The sequence below is a fragment of the Streptomyces sp. NPDC012769 genome, from assembly GCF_042901205.1.
Taxonomy (GTDB): domain Bacteria; phylum Actinomycetota; class Actinomycetes; order Streptomycetales; family Streptomycetaceae; genus Streptomyces.
On record NZ_JBIBCP010000001.1, the window covers coordinates 760,691 to 782,344 of the forward strand.

Genomic DNA, 21,654 nt, shown 5'->3' on the forward strand with positions numbered 1-21,654 from the left:
ACCCGAAAGCATGATCGACTCCCGTTCGCGAGGGCAACGGGTTTTCCCGGCCATGCCCGGGGGGCGGTCTTGCACGCCCGTGCCGGGTGCCTTTAGGTGGAATCAACACTTTCCCAGGAGGTGGAACGATGACGGCACCGTCGTCGGGCGGCATACCCCGGGGTGGTCCTCCTCTGACCGAGGAGGAGGCCGAGGACCTGCTGCGCTGTATCTGTTTCAAGACGGGACCACCGCGGACGGTCGGGGTCGAGCTGGAGTGGCTCGTCCACGAGCTGCGTGATCCCCGTCTTCCCGTTCCGCCGCACCGGCTGGCCGCGGCGATCGACACCGTACGGACCCTGCCGCTGGTCGCGGCCCTCACCTTCGAACCAGGTGGGCAGCTGGAGCTCAGCTCGTTGCCCGCCGCCTCCCTCATGGAGTGCCTGGACTCGCTCGCCGCCGATCTACGGGCGGTGCGGGAGGCGCTCGCCCCCCTCGGACTCGGCCTCAGCGGCTACGGGGTCGACCCGTGGCACGCGCCCCGCGCGCGCGTGCTCCACGAGCCGCGGTACGACGCCATGGAGGCCGCCCTCGCCAGGCACGGCCCGGCCGGGCGGGCCATGATGTGCGAGTCGGCCTCCGTGCAGATCTGTCTCGACGCCGGTCTCGACGGGCCGGGACCGCTCGGCTACCGGCGGCGCTGGCGGCTCGCGCACCTGCTGGGCGCGGTCCTCGTGGCGGCCTTCGCCAACTCGGCCGTCCACGGCGGTCGCCGTACGGGCTGGCGCTCCACCCGGCAGGCGCTGTGGACCGACCTCGACCCGAGCCGGACCCTGGCCCCCGCGCCGGACGGCGAGCCGCGCGCCGAATGGGCGGCGCACGTGCTTGACACCCCGGTGCTGTGCGTACGGACCGCGCGCGGGCCGTGGGCGGTGCCGGAGGGGCTGACGTTCCGGGAGTGGTTGCGTACGGGCCGGCCGCGGCCTGCCGACGCTGACGACCTGCGCTATCACCTGACGACCCTCTTCCCGCCGGTGCGGCCGCGCGGGCACCTGGAGCTGCGGATGATCGACGCACAGCCGGGCCTGGACGGCTGGATGGTGCCGGTGGCGGTGACGACCGCCCTGTTCGAGGACCCTCGGGCCGCCGAGGCGGCCCATCGGGCGGTGGAGCCGCTGGAGGCGCTCGCCGGTCGGGGGCCCGCCCCCCGCAACCCGCTGTGGCGGGCCGCGGCCCGGGACGGCCTGGCGGATCCGCTGCTGCACACGGCGGCGCTCGCCGTGTTCGGGGCCGCCCTGGACGCGCTGCCCCGGATCGGGGCCTCGGCCGAGGTGGTGGGGGCCGTGGCCGCGTTCCACGAACGGCATGTGCTGAAGGGCGGCTGTCCCGCCGACGACCTGCAGGAGGTGGCGTCATGAGCGTGCCGGAGACCACGCCCGACGAGGAGGCGCTGCGGTCCCGGGCGGTGGCGGCGCTGACCACGGCACGGGAACGCACCGCACTGCTCACCTCCTGCGTGGACGAGGACGAACTGACCGCGCAGCACTCGCCGTTGATGTCCCCGCTGGTGTGGGACCTCGCGCACATCGGCAACCAGGAGGAGCAGTGGCTGTGGCGGGCGGTGGCCGGCCGTGAGGCGCTGCGGCCCGAGATCGACTCGCTGTACGACGCCTTCGAGCACCCGCGCGCGGCCCGGCCCTCGCTGCCGCTGCTGGCACCGGCCGAGGCGCGGGCGTACGCGGCGGACGTGCGCGACCGCGTTCTCGGCGTCCTCGACGGCACCCGCCTGGAGCGGGGTCCGCTGACGGAGTCCGCCTTCGCGTTCGGGATGATCGCGCAGCACGAACAGCAGCACGACGAGACCATGCTGATCACCCATCAGCTACGGAGGGGGCCCGTCGCACTCACGGCCCCTCCTCCGCCCGTCACGGCTTCGGGCATGCCGAGGAAGAGCGAAGTACTCGTCCCCGGGGGCCCGTTCACGATGGGAACCTCGGACGAGCCCTGGGCGCTCGACAACGAGCGTCCCGCGCACACCCGGATCGTCCCGGCCTTCCTCATCGACACCGCGCCCGTCACCAACGGCGCCTACCTGGCCTTCATCGCCGACGGCGGCTATCACGACGAGCGCTGGTGGCAGCCGGAGGGCTGGGCGCAGATCCGCGAACACGCCATCGAGGCGCCGCTGTTCTGGCGGCGCGAGGGCGGGCAGTGGCTGCGCCGCCGGTTCGGGGTGACCGAGCCGGTGGCCGAGGACGAGCCGGTGCTGCACGTCAGCTGGTACGAGGCCGACGCCTACGCCCGCTGGGCGGGGCGGCGGCTGCCCACCGAGGCCGAATGGGAGAAGGCCGCCCGCCACGACCCGGCGAGCGGCCGGTCGCGGCGCTACCCGTGGGGCGACGCCGACCCCGGGCCCGCGCACGCCAACCTGGGACAGCGGCACCTGGGGCCCGCGCCCGCGGGAAGCTACCCTGAGGGCGCCTCCCCGCTGGGCGTGCACCAGCTGATCGGCGACGTCTGGGAATGGACGGCGAGCGACTTCCTGCCGTACCCGGGGTTCCGTGCCTTCCCGTACAAGGAGTACTCGGAGGTGTTCTTCGGGCCGGCGCACAAGGTGCTGCGGGGCGGATCGTTCGCCGTGGACCCGGTGGCGTGCCGGGGCACCTTCCGCAACTGGGACCTTCCGGTGCGGCGGCAGATCTTCTCCGGCTTCCGCACCGCGCGTGACGCGGAGCCGGCCTGATGTGCCGGCACCTGGCCTACGTCGGCCCGCCGGTGGCCCTCGGGGAGCTGCTGCTGCGGCCCCCGCACTCCCTGGAGCGGCAGGCCTGGCAGCCGCGCACGCAGAGCAGCGGCGTGGTGAACGCCGACGGTTTCGGTGTCGGCTGGTACGCGGAGGGCGATCCGGTGCCCGCCCGCTACCGCAGGACCGGCCCGGTGTGGGGCGACCTCTCGTTCGCGGACCTGGCGCGCGTGGTGCGCTCGGGGGCGCTGCTCGGCGCCGTGCGGGGCGCCACGGTGCCGGGGGCGGACGGGGAGGCCGCGGCGGCGCCGTTCGCGGCCGACCGGTGGCTTTTCAGCCACAACGGGGCCGTCCCCGGGTGGCCGAGGTCGCTCACCGCGCTGGCGGCGACGCTCCCGGCCGCGGAGCTGCTCGCCCTGGAGGCCCGGACCGACTCGGCGTTCCTGTGGGCGCTGGTCCTGCACCGGCTGCGGGCCGGCGACGCGCCCGAGCGGGCGCTCGCCGACACCGTACGGGAGGTCGCCGAGGCCGCTCCGGACGCCCGGCTGAACCTGCTGCTCATGGACGGGGCGACGATCACGGCGACGGCGTGGGGGAACTCGCTCTGGTACCTGACCGGGCCCGGCCGGACGGTCGTGGCCTCCGAACCGTACGACGACGATCCGCGCTGGACGGAGGTGCCGGACCGTACGGTCCTCGCCGCCTCCCGCGCCGATGTCGTCCTCACCCCGCTCAAGGAGCCCTCCCCGTGAGCCCGTTCCAGCTGACCCGCACCCTCCCCGAGGACGCCACGGACGCCGCGCTGCGCGCCGACGTGCTCCACGGGCTGACCCACGATCCGAAGCAGCTGCCGCCGAAGTGGTTCTACGACGCGCGCGGCAGCGAACTCTTCGAGGAGATCACCCGGCTGCCCGAGTACTACCCGACGCGTGCCGAGCGGGAGATCCTGATGTCCCGGTCCGACGAGATCGCGGCGGCGACCGGCGCCCGGACGCTGGTGGAGCTGGGCTCCGGCTCCTCGGAGAAGACCCGCCATCTGATCGACGCGCTGCTGCCGGAGCTGGCCGCCTACGTGCCGGTGGACGTGAGCGAGTCGGCGCTGAAGGGGGCGGGCGAGGCGCTGCTCGCCGAGCGGCCCGGGCTGCGGGTGCACGCCCTGGTCGCCGACTTCACCCATGGGCTCGACCTGCCGGCCACCCCGGGGCCGCGTCTGGTGGCGTTCCTCGGCGGCACCGTCGGCAACCTGCTGCCCGAGGAGCGGCGGGAGTTCCTGCGCGGGGTCCGCGGGATGCTGGCGCCCGGTGACGCGCTGCTGCTCGGGACGGACCTGGTGAAGGACGAGGCGACGCTGGTGGCGGCGTACGACGACGCGGCGGGGGTGACGGCCGCCTTCAACAAGAACGTGCTCGCCGTCATCGCCCGGGAGCTCGGGGCGGACGCCCGCCCCGAGGACTTCGACCACGTGGCGCTGTGGAACCGGGAGCGTGAGTGGATCGAGATGCGGCTGCGGGCGCGGCACGCGCTGTCGGTGAAGATTCCGGAGCTCGATCTGGTGGTGTCGTTCGAGGCGGGTGAGGAACTGCGGACGGAGGTGTCGGCGAAGTTCCGTCAGGAGGGCGTGCGCACGGAGCTCGCGGAGGCGGGATTCTCGCTCACCCGCTGGTGGACGGACAGGGAGGGGAGGTTCGCGCTCTCCCTGGCGACGGTGGACTGAGCGGCGCGGGCGAGGGCGCGGCGGTCCGGATATCGGAGGCTGGATATCGGATCCAGTATCCGGATCTCGGCTTCCAGCCGCCGCGCCGTCGCGATCCGCCACAGTGACGCCCCGAGGGCGTCCTCGCCGACGAAGGCGGCGGGGCCGGCGGGCCGGTAGTCGATCCGTACGGGTTGGATATCGGATCCGGTGTCCAGGGCCGCCTGGAAGGTGGCGGGCCGGAAGGTGCCGCCTGCCCGCCCGCACCAGGTGGAGCCCTCGGGGAAGACGACGACCCGGCCGCCGGCGGCGAGGGCGCGGGCCGCCGCGTCGACCGTGCCGGGCAGGCTCATGAGCCGCTCGCGGTCGACGAAGAGGGTGCCGCCGAGCGCGGCGAGCGCGCCGAGCACGGGCCAGCCGCGCACCTCGCGCTTGGCGAGCATTCGCCCCGGGAGCACGGCGGCGACCAGCGGGACGTCCAGCCAGGAGACGTGGTTCGCGACCACGAGGAGCGGTACGTGCGGGGGTACCGGACGGCCGGTGACCCGGATCCGTACCCCGAAGGCGCGCAGCACGGCCCGGCACCAGCAGCGGACGAGCAGGAGGCGACCGGCGGCGGGCAGCGGGGCGGCGAGCGGGGCGAGCAGCACGCCGAGGAGTACGGCGGCGAGCCCCGCGACCAGCCGGAGGACGCCCCGGACGGTGCCGCCGCGCGGAGCGGCGGGACCGGGGTGGGCGGCGCACCGGCCGGGCGTGCAGGGCGCCGTGGGCAGCCATGGCGAGGGGGCCGCGGGCAGGCTCACCGGGTGCTCACCGGGCCGGGGCGAGCGAGAGGAAGTGCCGCAGGTAGCGGGGGTTGGTGCGGCTCAGCGAGAGCAGCACGTAGAGGTCGGCGACGCCGAAGTCGGGGTCGTGGGCGGGCGCGCCGCAGACCCAGGCGCCGAGCCGCAGGTAGCCGCGCAGGAGCGGGGGCAGTTCGACCCGGCCCTCGGCGGGCGCGGTGGCGGCGTCGGGGGTCCACAGCCGGTGCGGGGTGACCCAGTACTCCTCGGGGGCCAGGTGCTTGGTCCTGACCGTCTCCCAGGTGGCGGCGGCGAGGGTGCCGCCGTCGGCGAGCGGGACGGAGCAGCAGCCGGCGAGCCAGTCGTGGCCGGTGCGGGTCATGTAGCGGGCGAGACCGGCCCAGACGAGGGCGATGACGGCGCCGTTGCGGTGGGCGGGGTGGACGCAGGAGCGGCCGACCTCGACGAGGTCGTGCCGGATCGGGGCAAGCCGGGTGAGGTCGAACTCGCTCTCGGAGTAGAGCCGTCCCGCGACGGCGGCGCGCTCGGGCGGCAGCACCCGGTAGGTGCCGACGACCTCGCCGGTGTCCTCCCGCCGTACGAGGAGGTGGTCGCAGTACGCGTCGAAGGCGTCGCTGTCGAGGCCGGGCTCGGGCCCGTCGATGCGGGCGCCCATCTCGCCGGCGAAGACGAGGTGGCGCAGCCGCTGTGCGGCGCGGACGTCCTCCTGGTCGCGGGCGAGGCCCACGACGTAGCGGGGCTGGGGCTCTTCCCCGGACCGCTGCCGGGGCGCTGCGGGGCTGAGGCTCCGGCCCGCCGGTTCGGCGACGGGCTGGGCGAGGGGTACGGCGGCCATGTCGGGATCCTCCGGCGGTACGGAAAGGCGGCAGGGAGCCGGGCCGTGCGAGCGGTGGCCCGACTCCTCGTTTCTTCCGTGGGTGGCTGGATTCGACGTGACCGGCCGGGGGCCGGTTGGTGTGGAGGCGCTGAATGGTGTGGGGCGCGCCCTATTCGGCGAGGGTGTCCGTGATCCGCTCGGAGGCGTCCCGGGCGGCCTGCCTGGGGTCCTCGCCGGAGAGGACGGCGGTCATGTACGGCTTGATGGGGTTGTCGGCCTCGACGTCGGCCCACTGGGGCGAGTTGGGGGTGGCCCGGCCGCGGGCGGCGCCGAGGGCCATGGTGGCGGTGGCCTCCTGGTGGGCGACGAGGGAGGCGAGGGAGGTCTTGTTGGGAACGTAGTTCATGGCGCGGGCGAGTTCGCCCTGCCACTTCTCGCCGGCGAGGGCCTTGACCACGTCGAGCGCGGCGCCGCGCTCGGGCGCGTTCTCCGGGATGATGAGGTCGGAGCCGCCGGTGAACACGGCGCAGGGCTGCCCGGCCTTCAGGCCGGGGATGGGGAAGAAGCCGAGCTTGTCCTTGAGGCCGGGGTTGGCCTTGGTGATCACGGGGAGTGCGCTGGGCGTGGCGATGATCTGGGCGACGTCGCCCTTGGCGAAGATCTCGGCCTGCGGCGGGTTCTGCTCGTCGGCGTCCTTGCGGCCCTTGCCGAGGGCCTGGAGCTTCTTGTAGAAGTCCATGCCGCGCAGGGCGGCGGGGCTGTCGAGGGCGCCGGCCCACAGGCCGCCCCTGTCGACGGCGAGTTCGCCGCCCTCGTCCCAGATGAATCCGGAGAGGGTGTACCAGTCCTGGCCGGCGAGGTAGATGCCCTGGGTGCCGTCGCGGTTGAGCTTCTCGGTGTCGTCGAGCCACTGGGCACGGGTGGCGGGCGGCTTGACGCCGGCGTCGGCGAAGAGGTCCTTGTTGTAGATGACGATGCGGTTGGCGGCGTACCAGGGGATGCCGTACTGGGCGCCGTCGACGTTGCCGGGCTCGGCGAGGCCGGGGAGCCAGTCCTCGCTGCCGAGGTCGCGGACCGACTCCAGGGTGAGGTCGTAGAGCTTCTCGGTGTCGGCGTACTGGGCGACCTGGGTGTTGCCCACCTCGATGACGTCCGGCCCGCCGGGACCGTTGAGGGCGTCGGTGACCTTCTTCCCGATGCCGGTCCAGTCCTGGATGGTGACGTTGAGCTCGACGCCGTGGTGCTCGGCCTCGAAGGACTCCGTGAACCGCTGGAGGAAGTCGTCGCTCACGCTGTCGCGCATCAGCCAGATGTTGACCGTGCGGGTGGTGTTCCCGTCTCCCGGGAGGAGCCCGCATCCGGAGAGGAGGAGGGCACAGACGACTGCCGGCGGACAGACGAGACGGCGGTTCTTCACGTGAGGTCACCTTCTGCGGGGAGGGTTGCCGACCCGACGTGTGGGGGGACCTGACGGGAGGTTCGCGCGGGTATGTGGCCTGGATTCTGGTCTGGACCAAAGCGGAAGGTCAAGTCCTCGGCCGCATCCTCGCGGGGCGGGCGACGTGTCGCGGTCCTGCCCGGAGTGGGGCACGGTGGAGGGAACCCACCGAGGGCACCGAGAGGAGTCCGGCACCCATGTCGAACCACACCTATCGCGTCACCGAGATCGTCGGCACGTCCACCGAGGGCGTCGACCAGGCCATCCGCAACGGGATCCAGCGGGCCTCGCAGACCCTGCGGGGGCTCGACTGGTTCGAGGTCACGCAGGTGCGCGGGCACCTCGTGGACGGGGCGATCGAGCACTACCAGGTGGGGCTGAAGGTCGGCTTCCGCCTGGAGGACGGCGACTGACCCGGAGATCGGATCCAAACTCCCGGATACTGGATCCGACCTCCAGGATCACGGAGATCGGGTCCCCTGACGGGAGCGTTGGATCCAATATCGGATACGGGATATCGGATATCGGATCCCATCGACCGCTCAGGTCCGCCCCTCCCGCTCCTGGGCGTCCTTCAGCGTCTCCGACGGCACCGCCCAGCGGGCCCGCACCACGGTGAAGCCCGCCGCCTCGGCGGCGTCGCAGACCAGCTCGTCGTCGTCGACGAGCACGCGCACCTCACGGTCGCGCGCGAGCCGGCGCAGCAGCTCCAGTTTGGTCTGCCGGGCCGGGCGGAAGTCCCGGTCCCGCCGCATGTGCACCGGCCCCTCCGGGAGCCCGTGTGCCGCGAGCCAGTCGAGCGTGTCGCGGCGGCAGCGTTCGGGCCGCCCGGTGAGGTAGACGATGTCGCACTCCTCGGCCGTCTCCCGGCACATGCCGACGCCCTCCGGCAGCGGCGGGTCCTCGGGCGCGGCGGCGAAGAACCGGTCCCAGTCCCGTGGGCGCCGTTCCAGGAAGTGCTGCCGGTGGGCGGTGGACGCGAGGGTGTTGTCGAGGTCGAAGACGGCCACGGGCCTGCGGTGTCGGGTCACTCCCCCAGCGTAGGCAGCGCGGGCCGTCCGGGAATCCTCGGCGCCCCGCGGTGTTGAACCCTGCGTGAGCACCATGACCGCGACGACGCCACCCTCCGCGCCCTTCGACGGAATCCGCTTCTCCGTCCTCGACCGCTCCCGCACCAGGGAGGGCGAGGACGGGGCCCAGGCGCTGCGGGACACCGTGCGCCTGGCCCGGGAGGCGGAGGCGCTGGGCTACCACCGGTTCTGGGTGTCGGAGCACCACGGCGTGCCCGGCGTGGCCGGCTCGGCGCCGACCGTGCTCGCCGCGGCCGTGGCGGGCGCGACCACGCGCATCCGGGTCGGCACGGGCGGGGTGATGCTGCCCAACCACCAGCCGATGGTGGTGGCGGAGCAGTTCGGCGTCCTGGAGTCGCTGTTCCCCGGCCGGATCGATATGGGACTCGGCCGCTCGGTCGGCTTCACGGACGGCATCCGCCGGGCCCTCGGGCGGGACAAGGAGGACGCCGACCGGTTCGCCGGGCAACTGGACGAGCTGCTCGGCTGGTTCACCGGCGAGCAGACCGCCCATCCGCAGGTGCACGCCCGTCCCGCCGAGGGACTGCGGGTGCCGCCGTATGTGCTCGCCACCGGCGAGGGCGCGACGATCGCCGCGGCGGCGGGCCTGCCGCTGGTCATCGGGGACCTGCGCGGCCGGGCCAGACTCCTTGAGGCGATCGACGGCTACCGGTCCGCCTTCCGCCCCTCCGCCTGGTCGGCCGAGCCGTACGTCGTCGTGGCCGGCACCGTCGCGGTGGCCGGCACGGAGGAGGAGGCCCGCCGGTTGCTGATGCCGGAGGCCTGGTCGATGGCGTACTCCCGCACCCGGGGGGTCTTCCCTCCGCTGGCCCCGCCGGAGCGCGTGGAAGCCCTGGAGATGACCGAGAAGCAGCGCGGCTTCTACGCGTCGGGGCTGCGGGGGCATGTGTACGGCACCGAGGACCAGGTCGCCGCCGAGCTGGCACGGGTGGTGAAGGAGACCGGCGCCCAGGAGGTCCTGGTGACGACGAGCACGTACGACCGGGCCGCTCTGCTCGACTCGTACCGCGGACTCGCCCGCCTGGCGGGCCTCACCAGAGCCTGAGGGGTCTGAGCGGCCTGAAGGCCTCAGGGGCTGAAGGGCCTCAGGGGCCTGAGGAGCCGGAGCGGCCGGGGGCTCCTAGGATCGAGGGATGCCGGAGCACTCCCCCGACCACGATCCGTACGTCCGCGTCCGCGGCGCCCGCGAGCACAATCTGCGGGGCGTCGACGTCGACATCCCGCGTGACGCGATCACCGTCTTCACCGGGGTGTCCGGCTCCGGCAAGTCCTCGCTCGCCTTCGGGACGATCTACGCGGAGGCGCAGCGGCGCTACTTCGAGTCCGTGGCGCCGTACGCCCGGCGGCTGATCCACCAGGTGGGGGCACCGAAGGTCGGGGAGATCAGCGGCCTGCCGCCGGCGGTGTCGCTCGAACAGCGCAGGGCCGCGCCGAACGCGCGCTCCTCGGTGGGCACGGTGACGACGCTGTCCAACTCGCTACGGATGCTGTTCTCCCGCGCGGGGAACCATCCGCCGGGGGCGGAGCGGCTGGACTCCGACGCCTTCTCCCCCAACACCGCCGCCGGGGCGTGTCCGTCCTGCCACGGCCTGGGCCGGGTGCACGAGACCAGCGAGGAGCTCCTGGTGCCCGATCCGGGTCTTTCCATCCGGGAGGGCGCGATCGCGGCCTGGCCGGGGGCCTGGCAGGGCAAGAACCTGCGGGACGTCCTGGACGCGCTCGGCCACGACGTGGACCGGCCGTGGCGCGAGCTGGACGCCAAGGACCGCGACTGGATCCTGTTCACCGACGAGCAGCCGGTCGTGACGGTGCACCCGGTACGGGAGGCGGGCCGCATCCAACGCCCTTATCAGGGCACATACATGAGCGCTCGACGCTATGTGATGCACACCTTCTCGGACTCGAAGAGCGCGACGCTGCGGGCGAAGGCCGAGCGGTTCCTGACCAGCGCGCCGTGTCCGGTGTGCGGCGGCAGCCGGCTGCGGCCGGAGGCGCTGGCGGTGACCTTCGCGGGCCGGACGATCGCGGAGCTCGCGGCGCTGCCCCTGACCGAGCTGGCGAAGCTGGCGGCCGCGTCCGGCGGCGGTTCGGAGACCGCCCGGGTGCTCACCGGGGACCTGGCGGCGCGGATCGCGACGGTCACGGAGCTGGGTCTGGGCTATCTGAGCCTGGACCGGGCGACCCCGACGCTGTCCAGCGGGGAGCTGCAGCGGCTGCGGCTCGCCACCCAGCTGCGGGCCGGGCTGTTCGGGGTCGTGTACGTGCTGGACGAGCCGTCGGCGGGGCTGCACCCGGCGGACGCGGAGGCGCTGCTCGTGGTTCTGGACCGGCTGAAGGCGGCCGGGAACACGGTGTTCGTGGTCGAGCACCATCTGGACGTGGTGCGGCACGCCGACTGGCTGGTGGACGTCGGCCCCCGGGCCGGGGAGCACGGCGGCCGGGTGCTGTACAGCGGCCCGCCGGCGGGGCTGGCGGAGGTGGCCGGGTCGGCGACCCGTCGTTTCCTCTTCGACCGGGAGCCGGTGCCGGAGCGGGCGGTGCGCGAGCCGTCCGGTCTGCTGCGCACCGGTCCGGTCACCCGGCACAACCTGCGGGGTGTCGACGCCGCGTTCCCGCTGGGGGTGCTGACCGCCGTCACGGGCGTGTCGGGATCGGGGAAGTCGACGCTGGTGAACGCCCTCACCGAGCGGGCCGAGGCGGACGCGACCGAGGCGGAGGCGACCGGCGTCGTGAGCAGGGTGGTGACGGTCGACCAGAAGCCGATCGGACGCACCCCGCGCTCCAACCTGGCCACGTACACGGGCCTGTTCGACGTCGTACGCAAGCTGTTCACGGCGACGGAGGAGGCGCGGGCGCGCGGCTACAAGGCGGGCCGGTTCTCCTTCAACGTGCCGGGCGGCCGCTGCGAGACCTGCCAGGGCGAGGGGTTCGTCTCCGTGGAGCTGCTCTTCCTGCCGAGCACGTACGCGCCCTGCCCGGACTGTCACGGCGCCCGCTACAACCCGGAGACCCTGGAGGTGCGGCTGCGCGGCCGGACGATCGCGGAGGTGCTCGACCTGACCGTGGAGGCGGCCGCGGAGTTCTTCGCGGACACCCCGGCGGCGGCCCGCAGTCTGCGGACGCTGCTCGAGGTAGGCCTCGGCCATCTGCGGCTCGGGCAGCCGGCGACGGAGCTGTCCGGTGGCGAGGCGCAGCGGATCAAGCTGGCCTCCGAGCTCCAGCGGCCGCGCCGCGCGCACACGCTGTACGTGCTGGACGAGCCGACGACGGGGCTGCACCCGGCGGACGTCGAGGTGCTGATGCGGCAGCTGCACGGGCTGGTCGACGCGGGTCACACGGTGGTGGTGGTCGAGCACGACATGGACGTCGTGGCGACCGCGGACTGGGTGGTCGACCTCGGTCCGGGCGGCGGGGACGAGGGCGGCCGGATCGTGGCCGAGGGGTCGCCCTCGGAGGTGTCCCGCGCGGCGGGGAGCCGGACCGCGCCCTATCTGGCGGCCCGGCTCACCCCGTAGGAGACCGGCGGGAAACCCCGTAGGCAACCCGTACGCCCCCCAGACGACCCATGGAACCTCGTGGACGGCCTCGTGGACCGACCCCGTGGACAACCCCCCGGGGACAACCCCGTGGACGACCGTCGGCGCCCGCTACCTCGGCTCGACGAACTGGAGCTCCAGGCCGACCTTGATCACGTCGCCGAGGAAGCCGGGGGCGAAGTCGAGGCCGAAGTCGCTGCGCCGGAACTCCCCGGTGGCGTCGAAGCCCGCGTGCCGGCTGCCGTCCACGGGCACGTCCACGACGCCGCCGAACTCGACGTCGAAGGCGATGGGCCGGGTCACGTCGCCGATGGTGAGGTCGCCCTCCAGGGTCCAGTCCTCGCCCGCACCGGCGATCCGGGTCGAACGGAAGGTCATCGTGGGCCGCTTCGCCACATCGAGGAGATCGGCGGCGCGCACATGGGCGTCACGGTCGGGGTTGCCGGTGTCGATCGAGGCGAGCTGAACGGTCGCGGTGATCGAGGAGTCCTCCGGCGTCTCGCCGACGACGAGCTCGGTCTCGAACTCGTTGAAACGGCCCCGCACCTTGGAGATCCCGAGGTGGCGGATGGTGAAGCCGACGGAGGAGTGCAGCGGGTCGAAGGCCCAGCGGCCCGGGATCAGCGGGAGAGCGGTGGTGGACCCGGCAGTGGTGGTGGCGGTGTCGTGCGTTTCAGCGGTCATGGCTCCACGTTCGCCGCTCGCCGCGGCCCGAGGAAGGCCGGGCGGAGGCTGGTAGTGACAGGGCCACCCTCCGCAGGCCGGCCGCTCATAGGATCGTGGGGTGAGCGAGAACGAACTGGGGGCGTTCCTGCGGGCGCGCCGCGAGGCCCTGACTCCCGCGGAGGCCGGTCTGCCGACCGGGCCGCGCCGACGCACGCCGGGCCTGCGCCGAGCCGAGCTGGCGATGCTCGCGGGCATCAGCGTGGAGTACCTGGCCCGGCTCGAACAGGGCCGTGACCGCAATCCCTCCCCGCAGGTGCTCGGTGCGCTGAGCGACGCGCTGCGGCTGCCGGTGGACGCCCGGGTGCATCTGCGACGGCTGCTCAAGCTCCAGGACCACGGGCACATGTGCGGGATGGCGCCCACCCCGGCCCGCCAGGTGCGGCCCACGGTCCGGGCGCTGCTCGACCGGCTCGGCTCGACCCCGGCAGCGGTGGTGAACATGCTGGGCGAGGTCGTCGCGTACAGCGAGGGCTACGAGCGGCTCGCGGGGCCGCTCGGGATCCTGGACGGCGATCCGCCGAGCCTGCTGCGCTACGTCTTCACCGATCCGCGGGCCCGGGAGGTGTACCCGGACTGGGACGTGGTGGCCGACCAGCTGGTGGCGGCGATGTCGTACGGCATGTCCTCGGGCGATCCGCACACGGCGGAGCTCGCCCGTGAGCTGACCATCACCGCGGGAGCGCCGTTCTCGGACCGGCTGGCCGCGGGCGGTCTGCTGCGGTCCCGCTCGGGCACGGAGCGCGTGGTGCACCCGGAGGTCGGCGAACTGCGGCTCGCGTACGAGGTGCTGGAGCTGTCGGAGACCGACGGTCAGCACGTCCTGGTGCACCTGCCGGCCGACGACGCCGCGGCGGCGGCCCTGGACCGGCTGGTCGGCCGCCGACCGGGCACCCTGCGCGCGGTCGGCGGCTGACCGGATCTCCCACGACCTACGCGCGCCCGGCCTTCCTCCTCGCCCGCAGCCATTCCTTGTTCATGGCCGCGATGGAGGGCAGCGGGATGCCCTTGGGGCAGGCGGTGGCGCATTCTCCCGTGAGGGTGCAGCCGCCGAAGCCCTCGGCGTCCATCTGGGCCACCATGTCCAGGACGCGGGTCTCGCGTTCGGGGGCGCCCTGGGGCAGGACGCCGAGGTGGTTGACCTTGGCCGAGGTGAAGAGCATCGCCGAGCCGTTGGGGCAGGCGGCGACGCAGGCGCCGCAGCCGATGCACTCGGCGTGTTCGAAGGCGAAGTCGGCGTCGGCCTTGGGGACCGGGGTGGCGTGGGCCTCGGGGGCGGAGCCGGTGGGGACGCTGATGTAGCCGCCGGCCTGGATGACGCGGTCGAAGGCGGAGCGGTCGACGACCAGGTCCTTGACGACGGGGAAGGCGGCGGCGCGCCAGGGTTCGATGTCGATGGTGTCGCCGTCGCGGAAGGACCGCATGTGGAGCTGGCAGGTGGTGGTGCGTTCCGGGCCGTGGGCGTCGCCGTTGATGACCAGGCTGCAGGCGCCGCAGATGCCCTCGCGGCAGTCGTGGTCGAAGGCGACGGGGTCCTCGCCGCGCAGGATGAGGTCCTCGTTGAGGGTGTCCAGCATCTCCAGGAAGGACATGTCGGAGGAGATGCCGTCCACCTCGTAGACGGCCATGGCGCCTTCGGCGTCGGCGTTCTTCTGGCGCCAGACGCGCAGGGTGAGCCTCATGCGTAGCTCCGCTGGGTGGGGTGGACGTACTCGAAGGTCAGGTCTTCCTTGTGGAGCACCGGGCTGCCGTCGGAGGCGAACTCCCAGGCGGCGGCGTACGAGAACTCCTCGTCGCGCCGTGCGGCCTCGCCGTCCGGCGTCTGGGACTCCTCGCGGAAGTGGCCGCCGCAGGACTCCTCGCGGTGGAGGGCGTCGAGGCACATGAGCTCGGCGAGCTCCAGGTAGTCGACGATCCGGTTGGCCTTCTCGAGCGACTGGTTGAACTCCTCGCCGGTGCCGGGGACCTTGATGCGCCGCCAGAACTTCTCGCGGATCTCGGGGATGCGGCGCAGTGCCTTGCGCAGGCCGGCCTCGGTGCGGGCCATGCCGCAGAACTCCCACATGAGTTCGCCGAGTTCGCGGTGGAAGGAGTCGGGGGTGCGGTCGCCGTCGACGGCGAGGAGGAGGTGGAGGCGGTCCTCGGTCTCGGCGAGGACCTCGCGGACGGCGGGGTGTTCGTCGGTGACGGCCTCGGCGTGCGGGTGGCGGGCGAGGTAGTCGTTGATGGTGGCGGGCAGGACGAAGTAGCCGTCGGCGAGGCCCTGCATGAGGGCGGAGGCGCCGAGGCGGTTGGCGCCGTGGTCGGAGAAGTTGGCCTCGCCGATGGCGAAGAGGCCGGGGACGGTGGTCTGGAGGTCGTAGTCGACCCAGAGTCCGCCCATCGTGTAGTGCACGGCGGGATAGATCCGCATCGGCACCTCGTACGGGTTCTCGGCGGTGATCCGCTCGTACATGTCGAAGAGGTTGCCGTACTTCTCCTCGACCTTGGCGCGGCCCATGCGGCGGATGGCGTCGGCGAAGTCGAGGTAGACCCCCTGCCCGCCGGGTCCGACTCCCCTGCCCTCGTCGCAGACGTTCTTGGCGGCGCGGGAGGCGATGTCGCGGGGGACGAGGTTGCCGAAGGAGGGGTAGATGCGCTCCAGGTAGTAGTCGCGCTCGTCCTCGGGGATCTCGTGGGGCGGCCGGGTGTCGCCCTTGGCTTTGGGGACCCAGATGCGGCCGTCGTTGCGCAGCGACTCGCTCATCAGGGTGAGCTTGGACTGGTGGTCGCCGGTGCGCGGGATGCAGGTGGGGTGGATCTGGGTGAAGCAGGGGTTGGCGAAGTAGGCGCCGCGCCGGTGGGCCCGCCACACGGCGGTGGCGTTGGAGTTCATGGCGTTGGTGGACAGGTAGAAGACGTTGCCGTAGCCGCCGGTGGCGAGGACGACGGCGTCGGCGTAGTGGGTGGAGATCCGGCCGGTGACGAGGTCGCGGGCGACGATGCCGCGGGCGCGGCCGTCGACGACGATCAGGTCGAGCATCTCGGTGCGGGGGTGCAGCTCGACGTTGCCGGCGGCGATCTGCCGGGACAGGGCCTGGTAGGCGCCGAGGAGGAGCTGCTGGCCGGTCTGGCCGCGGGCGTAGAAGGTGCGGGAGACCTGGACGCCGCCGAAGGAGCGGGTGTCGAGGAGTCCGCCGTACTCGCGGGCGAAGGGGACGCCCTGGGCGACGCACTGGTCGATGATCTCGACGGAGATCTGGGCGAGCCGGTGGACGTTGGACTCGCGTGCGCGGAAGTCGCCGCCCTTGACGGTGTCGTAGAACAGGCGGTGCACGGAGTCGCCGTCGTTGCGGTAGTTCTTGGCGGCGTTGATGCCGCCCTGGGCGGCGATGGAGTGGGCGCGGCGCGGGGAGTCCTGGTAGCAGAACTGGACGACCTGGTAGCCCTGTTCGGCGAGGGTGGCGCCGGCGGAGCCGCCGGCGAGGCCAGTGCCGACGACGATGATCCGGTGGCCTCGGCGGTTGGCGGGGTTGACCAGCTTCGCCTGGAAGCGGCGGGTGTCCCAGCGTTCGGCGATGGGGCCGGCGGGGGCCTTGGTGTCGGCGATGGGAGCGCCGAGGCGATAGTCGGGGTAGCTCATGGTCAGCTCACCACTCCGGTCATGACGGCGACGGGTACGGAGACGAAGCCCGCGGTCAGCACGAGCGCGAGGCCGCCCGCGAGGATCTTCAGGAGGCGTTCGCGGCGGGCGTTGCCGACGCCGAGGGTCTGGGCGGCGCTCCAGAAGCCGTGCCGGACGTGGAGTCCGACGGCGAGCATGGCGACGATGTAGATGACGTTGCCGTACCAGGTGGAGAAGGTGTCGACGACGTTCTGGTACGGCTTGCCCTCCTCGAAGCCGCCGGGGTGGACGGTGCCGGTGGTGAGGTCGAGGACGTGCCAGACGATGAAGAGGGCGAGGATGACACCGCCCCAGCGCATGGTGCGGGTGGCGTAGGAGGAGCCCTTGCGTCGGTGGACGTAACGGGTGGGCCGGGCCTTGATGTCCCGCCTGCTGAGCTGGTACGCGGAGACGGCGTGGGCCACGACGGAGGCGAGCAGCACGATCCGGGCGATCCACAGGCCCCAGTGGTGGTGCAGGACGGGGGCGCCCATGACGCGCAGCCAGTGGCCGTAGGCGTTGAACTCCTCGGGGCCGAAGAAGACCTTGAGGTTGCCGGCCACATGGGCGACGAGGTACGCGAGCATGATCAGGCCGCTCACGGCCATGACCGTCTTCTTGCCGATCGTCGACGCCCAGAAGCCGCGGGTGGGCGCGGGGGTGGGCGGCCGGCCGGTCCGCCGGTCGGTCTTGGTTGCCAGAGCCATGCCAGCGACGGTAGGGCCGAAGGGCCTGAGAGGTCCAAGACATGGTTCGGCTCATCTCGATAGGCGAGGTCTATGAAGCTGGGTAGGCTGGTGCCATGCAGTTCCAGCAGCTCCTCTATTTCGTCGCCGTCGCCGAGACGCGTCACTTCACCCGGGCCGCGGAGCGCGTCCACGTGTCGCAGCCCTCGCTCTCGCAGCAGATCAAGGCGCTGGAGCAGGAGCTGGGCGCGGAGCTGTTCAGCCGGGCCCGGGGGAACATCGCCCTGACCGACGCGGGCGAGGCCCTGCTGCCGCTGGCCCGCCGGATCCTCGCCGACACCGACACCGCCCGGCACGAAGTGCAGGAGCTGGTGCAGCTCCGGCGCGGCCGGGTGCGGCTCGGGGCGACGCCCAGTCTGTGCACGGGGCTGCTGCCGGACGTGCTGCGCACCTTCCACGACCTGCATCCGGGGATCCGGCTGCTCATCGAGGAGGGCGGCTCGCACGACCTCGTACGGGAGCTGGCGCGCGGCGCGCTCGATCTGGCGCTGGTGGTGCTGCCGCTGCCGACGCCGTCACCCGCGCTGACGACGGTGGAGCTGCTCACCGAAGACCTGGTGGTGGTGTCCTCGGCGTCCGCGCCCGCGCCGCGGCGGCCGGTGCGGATCGCGGATCTGCGCGACCAGCCGCTGGTGATGTTCCGGCACGGCTACGACCTGCGGGAGCTGACCGTGGCGGCCTGCCGGGCGGAGGGCTTCGAGCCCTCGTTCACGGTGGAGGGCGGCGAGATGGACGCGGTCCTCGGTTTCGTACGGGCCGGGCTCGGCCTCGCCGTCGTCCCGGCGATGGTGGCCGCCCGGGCGGGCCGCGACCTGCGGGTCACGGCCCTCGCGCGGCCGGGCCTGCGCCGGACCATCGCGCTGGCCCACCGCAGCGACGTGGCGCCCCCGCGGGCGGCGCGTGAGCTGCAGAAGCTGCTCATGGCCTCCCGGCGGGGCACCCGCACCGGCACCGGCACCCCCACCGGCACCGGTTAGTCGCCGGTTGGTCGCCGGTCACACCGCGTCCGCCAGGACCAGGGAGTGGATGCGGTCCGGGGCGCCGGGGCGGGCGTAGTACCAGCCCTGGGCCGTGTCGCAGCCGAGTTCGCGCAGCTGCTGCGCCTGGGCGCCGGTCTCGACGCCCTCGACGGTGACGGCGAGCTCCAGGCTGTGGGCCAGCTGCACGATCCCCTCGACGATCTTGAGGTCGACGGGGTTCGCCGGGTGCTGCTGCATGCCCTGGGTGAAGGAGCGGTCCAGTTTGAGGACGCTCACCGGGAGCCGGCGGAGGTTGGCCAGGTTGGAGTAGCCCGTGCCGAAGTCGTCGAGCGCGATGTCCACGCCCATCTCGGCGAGCTGTCGCAGCGGCTTCAGGAGGTCGTCGTCGGCGCCGATGAGTGCCGACTCGGTCACCTCCAGGCAGAGCGCGCCCGGTTCGAGTCCGGAGCGTTCCAGGACGTCGACCGTCTCGGCGACCAGGCCGGGGTGGTGCAGCTGGGTCGGCGACAGGTTGACGTTGATCCGCAGCGGCCCGTTCGCCTTGCGGCCGCCCGGCGCGCCGTCCTGCCAGAACCGGGCCTGGCGCACCGCCTCCTGGAGGACCCAGCGGCCCAGCGGCACGATCAGGCCGGTGTTCTCGGCAAGCGGGATGAAGCGGTCCGGGCCGAGGACGCCGTGCTGGGGATGGCACCACCGTACGAGCGCCTCGGCGCCGTGCACGCTGCCGTCGTCGAGGTGGACGAGCGGCTGGTACTCGATGAAGAACTCGCCGCGTTCCAGGGCGGCGGGCAGCGCGGTGGTCAGCCCGTGCCGGGTGATGGCCCGTGCGTCGGCCTCGGCGTCGGCGTACTCGAAGCGGTTCCCGCCGGCCGACTTGGCCCGGTACATGGTGATGTCGGCGCTGCGCAGCACCTCGGCCGCGGTCCGCTCGCCCGCCGCTCCCTCGACCACGCCGACGCTGCCGCGCACGGTGAGCTCGCGGCCGTCGATGCTGATCGGGGTGGCGAGGGCGGCGAGCATCCGGTCGGCGAGCTCGGCGACCTTCCGTTCGGTGCCGGTCCCGGTGGTCAGGGCGACGAACTCGTCGCCGCCGAGCCGGGCGACCATCTCGCCGGGAGCGGTGACACAGCTCTGCAGCCGGTCGGCGACCTCCACGAGCAGCCGGTCGCCGGTGGAGTGGCCGAGGCTGTCGTTGATGACCTTGAAGCCGTCGAGGTCGAGGTAGCACAGGCCGAAGCGGCTGCCCTCCCCCGGCGCGAGGGTCTTCTCCAGGCGCTCGAAGAAGAGCGTCCGGTTGGGCAGCCCGGTCAGGGCGTCGTGGGTCGCCTCGTAGCGCAGCCGCAGGTTGAGCAGCCGCCGTTCGGTGGTGTCCTCGAGGAGCGCCAGCTGGTACTGGGGGGCGCCGGCCGCGTCCCGCAGCAGGGAGACGGTGAGGTTGGTCCACAGGACGGTGCCGTCGCTGCGGTAGTACGGCTTCTCGACCCGGTAGTGCTCGCGCTCGCCGCGCACCAGCTCGTCGTAGAGCCGCCAGACGTGCGGGCCGTCCTCGGGGTGGGCCCACTCGGCGATGTTGCGGCTGAGGACGGTCTGCTCCAGGCCGCCGAACATCCGGGTGAGGGTCTCGTTGACCTCCAGGACGTTGCCGTCGAGGTCGGCGATGCCGATGCCGATGGCGGCGCCGTCGAAGACGGCGCGGAATCGGCTCTCGGTGGCGTGCAGGGCGAGTTCGGCGGCGCTGCGGGCGGAGAGTGCCGAGTGGGCGATGGACTCCTGCTCGGCGAGGGTCCGTTCGCGCAGGGCCTGGGCGAAGCCGGCGGCCATGGCGTGCTGGAGCCGGGAGCAGCGGGCCCGCAGCTCCTCGGCGGACGGGGCGGCGTCCTGCTGCCCGGGGTCCCCGGCGCAGTACAGCACCAGGTAGGCGTCGACCACGCCGAGGCTGCGGGCGAGCGCGTCGGGGTCGGTGCAGTGGGCGGCCACCAGGGCCTGGCCGACCCGGTGGGCGGGGGTGGTGTCGAACGGCCGGGCGTGCAGGGCCTCGTACAGTTCCCGGGCCGGCGGCAGCAGGTGCTGTTCGAATTCCTGGCGGGTCATCGAGGTGGCCGTGACCGGGAAGACGGCCCGGCTCCAGATGGTCACGAACCGTCTGAGTCTGTCCTCCGGTCCGTCGGCGACGGAACCGGCCGGCTGGGACGGCAGCTTCACGCCTTGCGCCCCACCCCTGCGAAGCCGGAGAAGGCGAAGGGGTCCTCCTCCTCGTCCGGGTGGTCGGGCCGCCAGTGGGGCATCGGCACGAGTCCGGGCGCGACGAGCTCGGTGCCGTCGAAGAAGCGGGTGATCTCCTCGCGGGAGCGCATCACGAGCGGGTTGCGGATGTCGCGGTAGACGCCCACGGCGCCGCCGGCGCGCTCCTGGGACACCGGGATGCCCTCGTAGGAGGCGTGGGTGAGGACGAGGAGGCTGCCGGGGGCAAGCGCGTCGAGGAGCTCGGCGACCGCCTCGTACGGCTCGTCCTCGTCCTCCAGGAAGTGCAGGACGGCGACGAGCAGCAGGGCCACCGGCCGGTCGAGGTCGAGGAGTTCGCCGACCTCGCGGCTGTGCAGGATGTCGCGCGGCTTGCGCAGGTCGGCGGCGACCACGGCCGAGCGGTCGTCGCCGGCGAGCACGGCCCGGCTGTGGGCGACGGCGACCGGGTCGTGGTCGACGTAGACGACGCGGGCGCTCTCGCTCGCGGCCTGGGCGACCTCGTGGACGTTGCCGAAGGTCGGTATGCCGGAGCCGATGTCGAGGAACTGGGTGACGTCGCTGTCGACGGCGTGGCGTACGGCTCGCCGCATGAAGGCACGGTTCGCCTGCATGATCTTGGGGAGTCCCGGGAGGAACTCCATGGCCTTGCGGGCCGCTTCCCGGTCCACTTCGAAGTTGTGCGAGCCGCCCAGATAGAAGTCGTACATACGGGACACGCTCGGCACCGAGATATCGATGCCCGGCGGAGCCCAGGCGGGACGCTCCATCAAAGTCTCCAACAAGTCGCCACGGGATGCGGCCAGGTGTTCGCCGCCGACGTTCGAGCTGAGGCTACTGATCGCCCGCCGGGAGAGCGAGTAGAAACGGAAATTCGCGATCCGTTCTTGGTCACACGCCATTGGCACGTGCGCCGGGCAGGGAAGAGTTCACGCCTTCGGGTCGTGCAGCTTCACGTGCATCCGGTCGTGCGCGGTTCCGACGGGCCTTTCCGCGCAGTCCGGAGGGTCCGGACGGCGGGCCGCCGGGGTCAAGGGGTGGCGACAACCGGCCATTTCTGCGTGTGAGGAGCGTCGACGGGTTCCTCCCGTCGCGCATTCTTGCCGAACCGGCCGCAACGCGGGGGCGGTTGGCGACGTTGGTTACGCGTGAGACGACAGAACGCACGGAAACGTCAAACGCTCGCACCGCGAGATCCCCTCCATCCGGGGAATGCGGGAC

Annotated in this window: 19 protein-coding genes; 9 read left to right on the forward strand and 10 right to left on the reverse strand. The window is 72.8% G+C overall.

The genetic code is table 11. The features are described from left to right. Nucleotides 1-128 precede the first annotated feature (128 nt). The 4 genes from egtA to egtD are packed head-to-tail and all read left to right on the forward strand — an operon-like array spanning nucleotide 129 to nucleotide 4,436. Nucleotides 129-1,397, forward strand: coding sequence for an ergothioneine biosynthesis glutamate--cysteine ligase EgtA (egtA, locus tag ACFY7C_RS03540; protein WP_389643076.1), 1,269 nt, complete (start codon nucleotides 129-131; stop codon nucleotides 1,395-1,397). Beyond that, nucleotides 1,394-2,722 carry an ergothioneine biosynthesis protein EgtB gene (egtB, locus tag ACFY7C_RS03545; RefSeq protein WP_389643079.1) on the forward strand — a complete coding sequence of 443 codons (1,329 nt, stop codon included), beginning with the start codon at nucleotides 1,394-1,396 and terminating at the stop codon, nucleotides 2,720-2,722. Before egtA ends, egtB begins: the two co-directional genes overlap by 4 nt. Next, nucleotides 2,722-3,474, forward strand: coding sequence for an ergothioneine biosynthesis protein EgtC (gene egtC, locus ACFY7C_RS03550; RefSeq protein ID WP_389643082.1), 753 nt, complete (start codon nucleotides 2,722-2,724; stop codon nucleotides 3,472-3,474). The genes egtB and egtC overlap by 1 nt, the downstream gene beginning before the upstream one ends. Further along, a complete protein-coding gene (gene egtD / locus ACFY7C_RS03555; protein WP_389643085.1) occupies nucleotides 3,471-4,436 on the forward strand; it encodes an L-histidine N(alpha)-methyltransferase in 966 nt (321 codons plus the stop codon). Before egtC ends, egtD begins: the two co-directional genes overlap by 4 nt. Here the strand turns inward: egtD and ACFY7C_RS03560 are convergent. From ACFY7C_RS03560 to ACFY7C_RS03570, 3 genes are all read right to left on the reverse strand, one after another. Continuing rightward, a complete protein-coding gene (locus ACFY7C_RS03560) occupies nucleotides 4,331-5,218 on the reverse strand; it encodes a lysophospholipid acyltransferase family protein (RefSeq protein ID WP_389643088.1) in 888 nt (295 codons plus the stop codon). The genes egtD and ACFY7C_RS03560 overlap by 106 nt on opposite strands. Before the next feature lie 7 nt (nucleotides 5,219-5,225). Beyond that, nucleotides 5,226-6,053, reverse strand: a complete 828-nt coding sequence (locus ACFY7C_RS03565) for a GNAT family N-acetyltransferase (protein WP_389643091.1) — start codon at nucleotides 6,051-6,053, stop codon at nucleotides 5,226-5,228. Between the two features lie 151 nt (nucleotides 6,054-6,204). Continuing rightward, a complete protein-coding gene (locus ACFY7C_RS03570; RefSeq protein WP_389643094.1) occupies nucleotides 6,205-7,452 on the reverse strand; it encodes an extracellular solute-binding protein in 1,248 nt (415 codons plus the stop codon). A gap of 218 nt (nucleotides 7,453-7,670) precedes the next feature. Between ACFY7C_RS03570 and ACFY7C_RS03575 the strand changes: the two genes are divergently transcribed. Next, nucleotides 7,671-7,886, forward strand: coding sequence for a dodecin (locus ACFY7C_RS03575; protein ID WP_345484109.1), 216 nt, complete (start codon nucleotides 7,671-7,673; stop codon nucleotides 7,884-7,886). 129 nt (nucleotides 7,887-8,015) lie between these two features. Here ACFY7C_RS03575 and ACFY7C_RS03580 read toward each other — a convergent pair whose 3' ends face one another. After that, complete coding sequence (locus ACFY7C_RS03580) at nucleotides 8,016-8,504, reverse strand: hypothetical protein (protein ID WP_389643098.1); 489 nt, start codon at nucleotides 8,502-8,504, stop codon at nucleotides 8,016-8,018. A gap of 73 nt (nucleotides 8,505-8,577) precedes the next feature. On the opposite strand from ACFY7C_RS03580, the gene ACFY7C_RS03585 reads away from it, so the two are divergent. Beyond that, nucleotides 8,578-9,609: an LLM class flavin-dependent oxidoreductase gene (locus ACFY7C_RS03585; protein WP_389645936.1), complete on the forward strand. Its 1,032-nt coding sequence runs from the start codon at nucleotides 8,578-8,580 to the stop codon at nucleotides 9,607-9,609. An 88-nt stretch (nucleotides 9,610-9,697) separates the two neighbouring features. Further along, on the forward strand, nucleotides 9,698-12,079 hold the full coding sequence (locus tag ACFY7C_RS03590; protein ID WP_389643101.1) for an ATP-binding cassette domain-containing protein: 2,382 nt from the start codon (nucleotides 9,698-9,700) through the stop codon (nucleotides 12,077-12,079). Nucleotides 12,080-12,211: 132 nt separating this feature from the next. Here ACFY7C_RS03590 and ACFY7C_RS03595 read toward each other — a convergent pair whose 3' ends face one another. After that, on the reverse strand, nucleotides 12,212-12,784 hold the full coding sequence (locus ACFY7C_RS03595) for a YceI family protein (protein ID WP_389643104.1): 573 nt from the start codon (nucleotides 12,782-12,784) through the stop codon (nucleotides 12,212-12,214). A 100-nt stretch (nucleotides 12,785-12,884) separates the two neighbouring features. Here ACFY7C_RS03595 and ACFY7C_RS03600 point away from each other — a divergent pair, with 100 nt between their 5' ends. Continuing rightward, on the forward strand, nucleotides 12,885-13,739 hold the full coding sequence (locus ACFY7C_RS03600; protein WP_389643107.1) for a helix-turn-helix domain-containing protein: 855 nt from the start codon (nucleotides 12,885-12,887) through the stop codon (nucleotides 13,737-13,739). A gap of 16 nt (nucleotides 13,740-13,755) precedes the next feature. Here ACFY7C_RS03600 and ACFY7C_RS03605 read toward each other — a convergent pair whose 3' ends face one another. Genes ACFY7C_RS03605 through ACFY7C_RS03615 form a run of 3 tightly spaced genes read right to left on the reverse strand, consistent with a single transcriptional unit; the run spans nucleotide 13,756 to nucleotide 17,173 of the window. Further along, the gene (locus tag ACFY7C_RS03605) at nucleotides 13,756-14,505 is read right to left on the reverse strand and encodes a succinate dehydrogenase/fumarate reductase iron-sulfur subunit (protein WP_389643111.1); all 750 of its coding nucleotides are present in this window, start codon (nucleotides 14,503-14,505) and stop codon (nucleotides 13,756-13,758) included. Next, nucleotides 14,502-16,445 carry a fumarate reductase/succinate dehydrogenase flavoprotein subunit gene (locus ACFY7C_RS03610; RefSeq protein WP_389643114.1) on the reverse strand — a complete coding sequence of 648 codons (1,944 nt, stop codon included), beginning with the start codon at nucleotides 16,443-16,445 and terminating at the stop codon, nucleotides 14,502-14,504. The genes ACFY7C_RS03605 and ACFY7C_RS03610 overlap by 4 nt, the downstream gene beginning before the upstream one ends. 2 nt (nucleotides 16,446-16,447) lie before the next feature. Next, nucleotides 16,448-17,173: a succinate dehydrogenase gene (locus tag ACFY7C_RS03615; RefSeq protein WP_389643117.1), complete on the reverse strand. Its 726-nt coding sequence runs from the start codon at nucleotides 17,171-17,173 to the stop codon at nucleotides 16,448-16,450. 95 nt (nucleotides 17,174-17,268) lie between these two features. Between ACFY7C_RS03615 and ACFY7C_RS03620 the strand changes: the two genes are divergently transcribed. Next, on the forward strand, nucleotides 17,269-18,189 hold the full coding sequence (locus ACFY7C_RS03620) for a LysR family transcriptional regulator (RefSeq protein WP_389643120.1): 921 nt from the start codon (nucleotides 17,269-17,271) through the stop codon (nucleotides 18,187-18,189). A gap of 18 nt (nucleotides 18,190-18,207) precedes the next feature. Here the strand turns inward: ACFY7C_RS03620 and ACFY7C_RS03625 are convergent, their stop codons facing one another. Next, the gene (locus ACFY7C_RS03625; protein ID WP_389643123.1) at nucleotides 18,208-20,394 is read right to left on the reverse strand and encodes a putative bifunctional diguanylate cyclase/phosphodiesterase; all 2,187 of its coding nucleotides are present in this window, start codon (nucleotides 20,392-20,394) and stop codon (nucleotides 18,208-18,210) included. After that, nucleotides 20,391-21,203 (reverse strand): SAM-dependent methyltransferase, encoded by an 813-nt coding sequence (locus tag ACFY7C_RS03630; protein WP_389643126.1) that lies wholly within the window; start codon nucleotides 21,201-21,203, stop codon nucleotides 20,391-20,393. Before ACFY7C_RS03630 ends, ACFY7C_RS03625 begins: the two co-directional genes overlap by 4 nt. Nucleotides 21,204-21,654 lie beyond the last annotated feature (451 nt).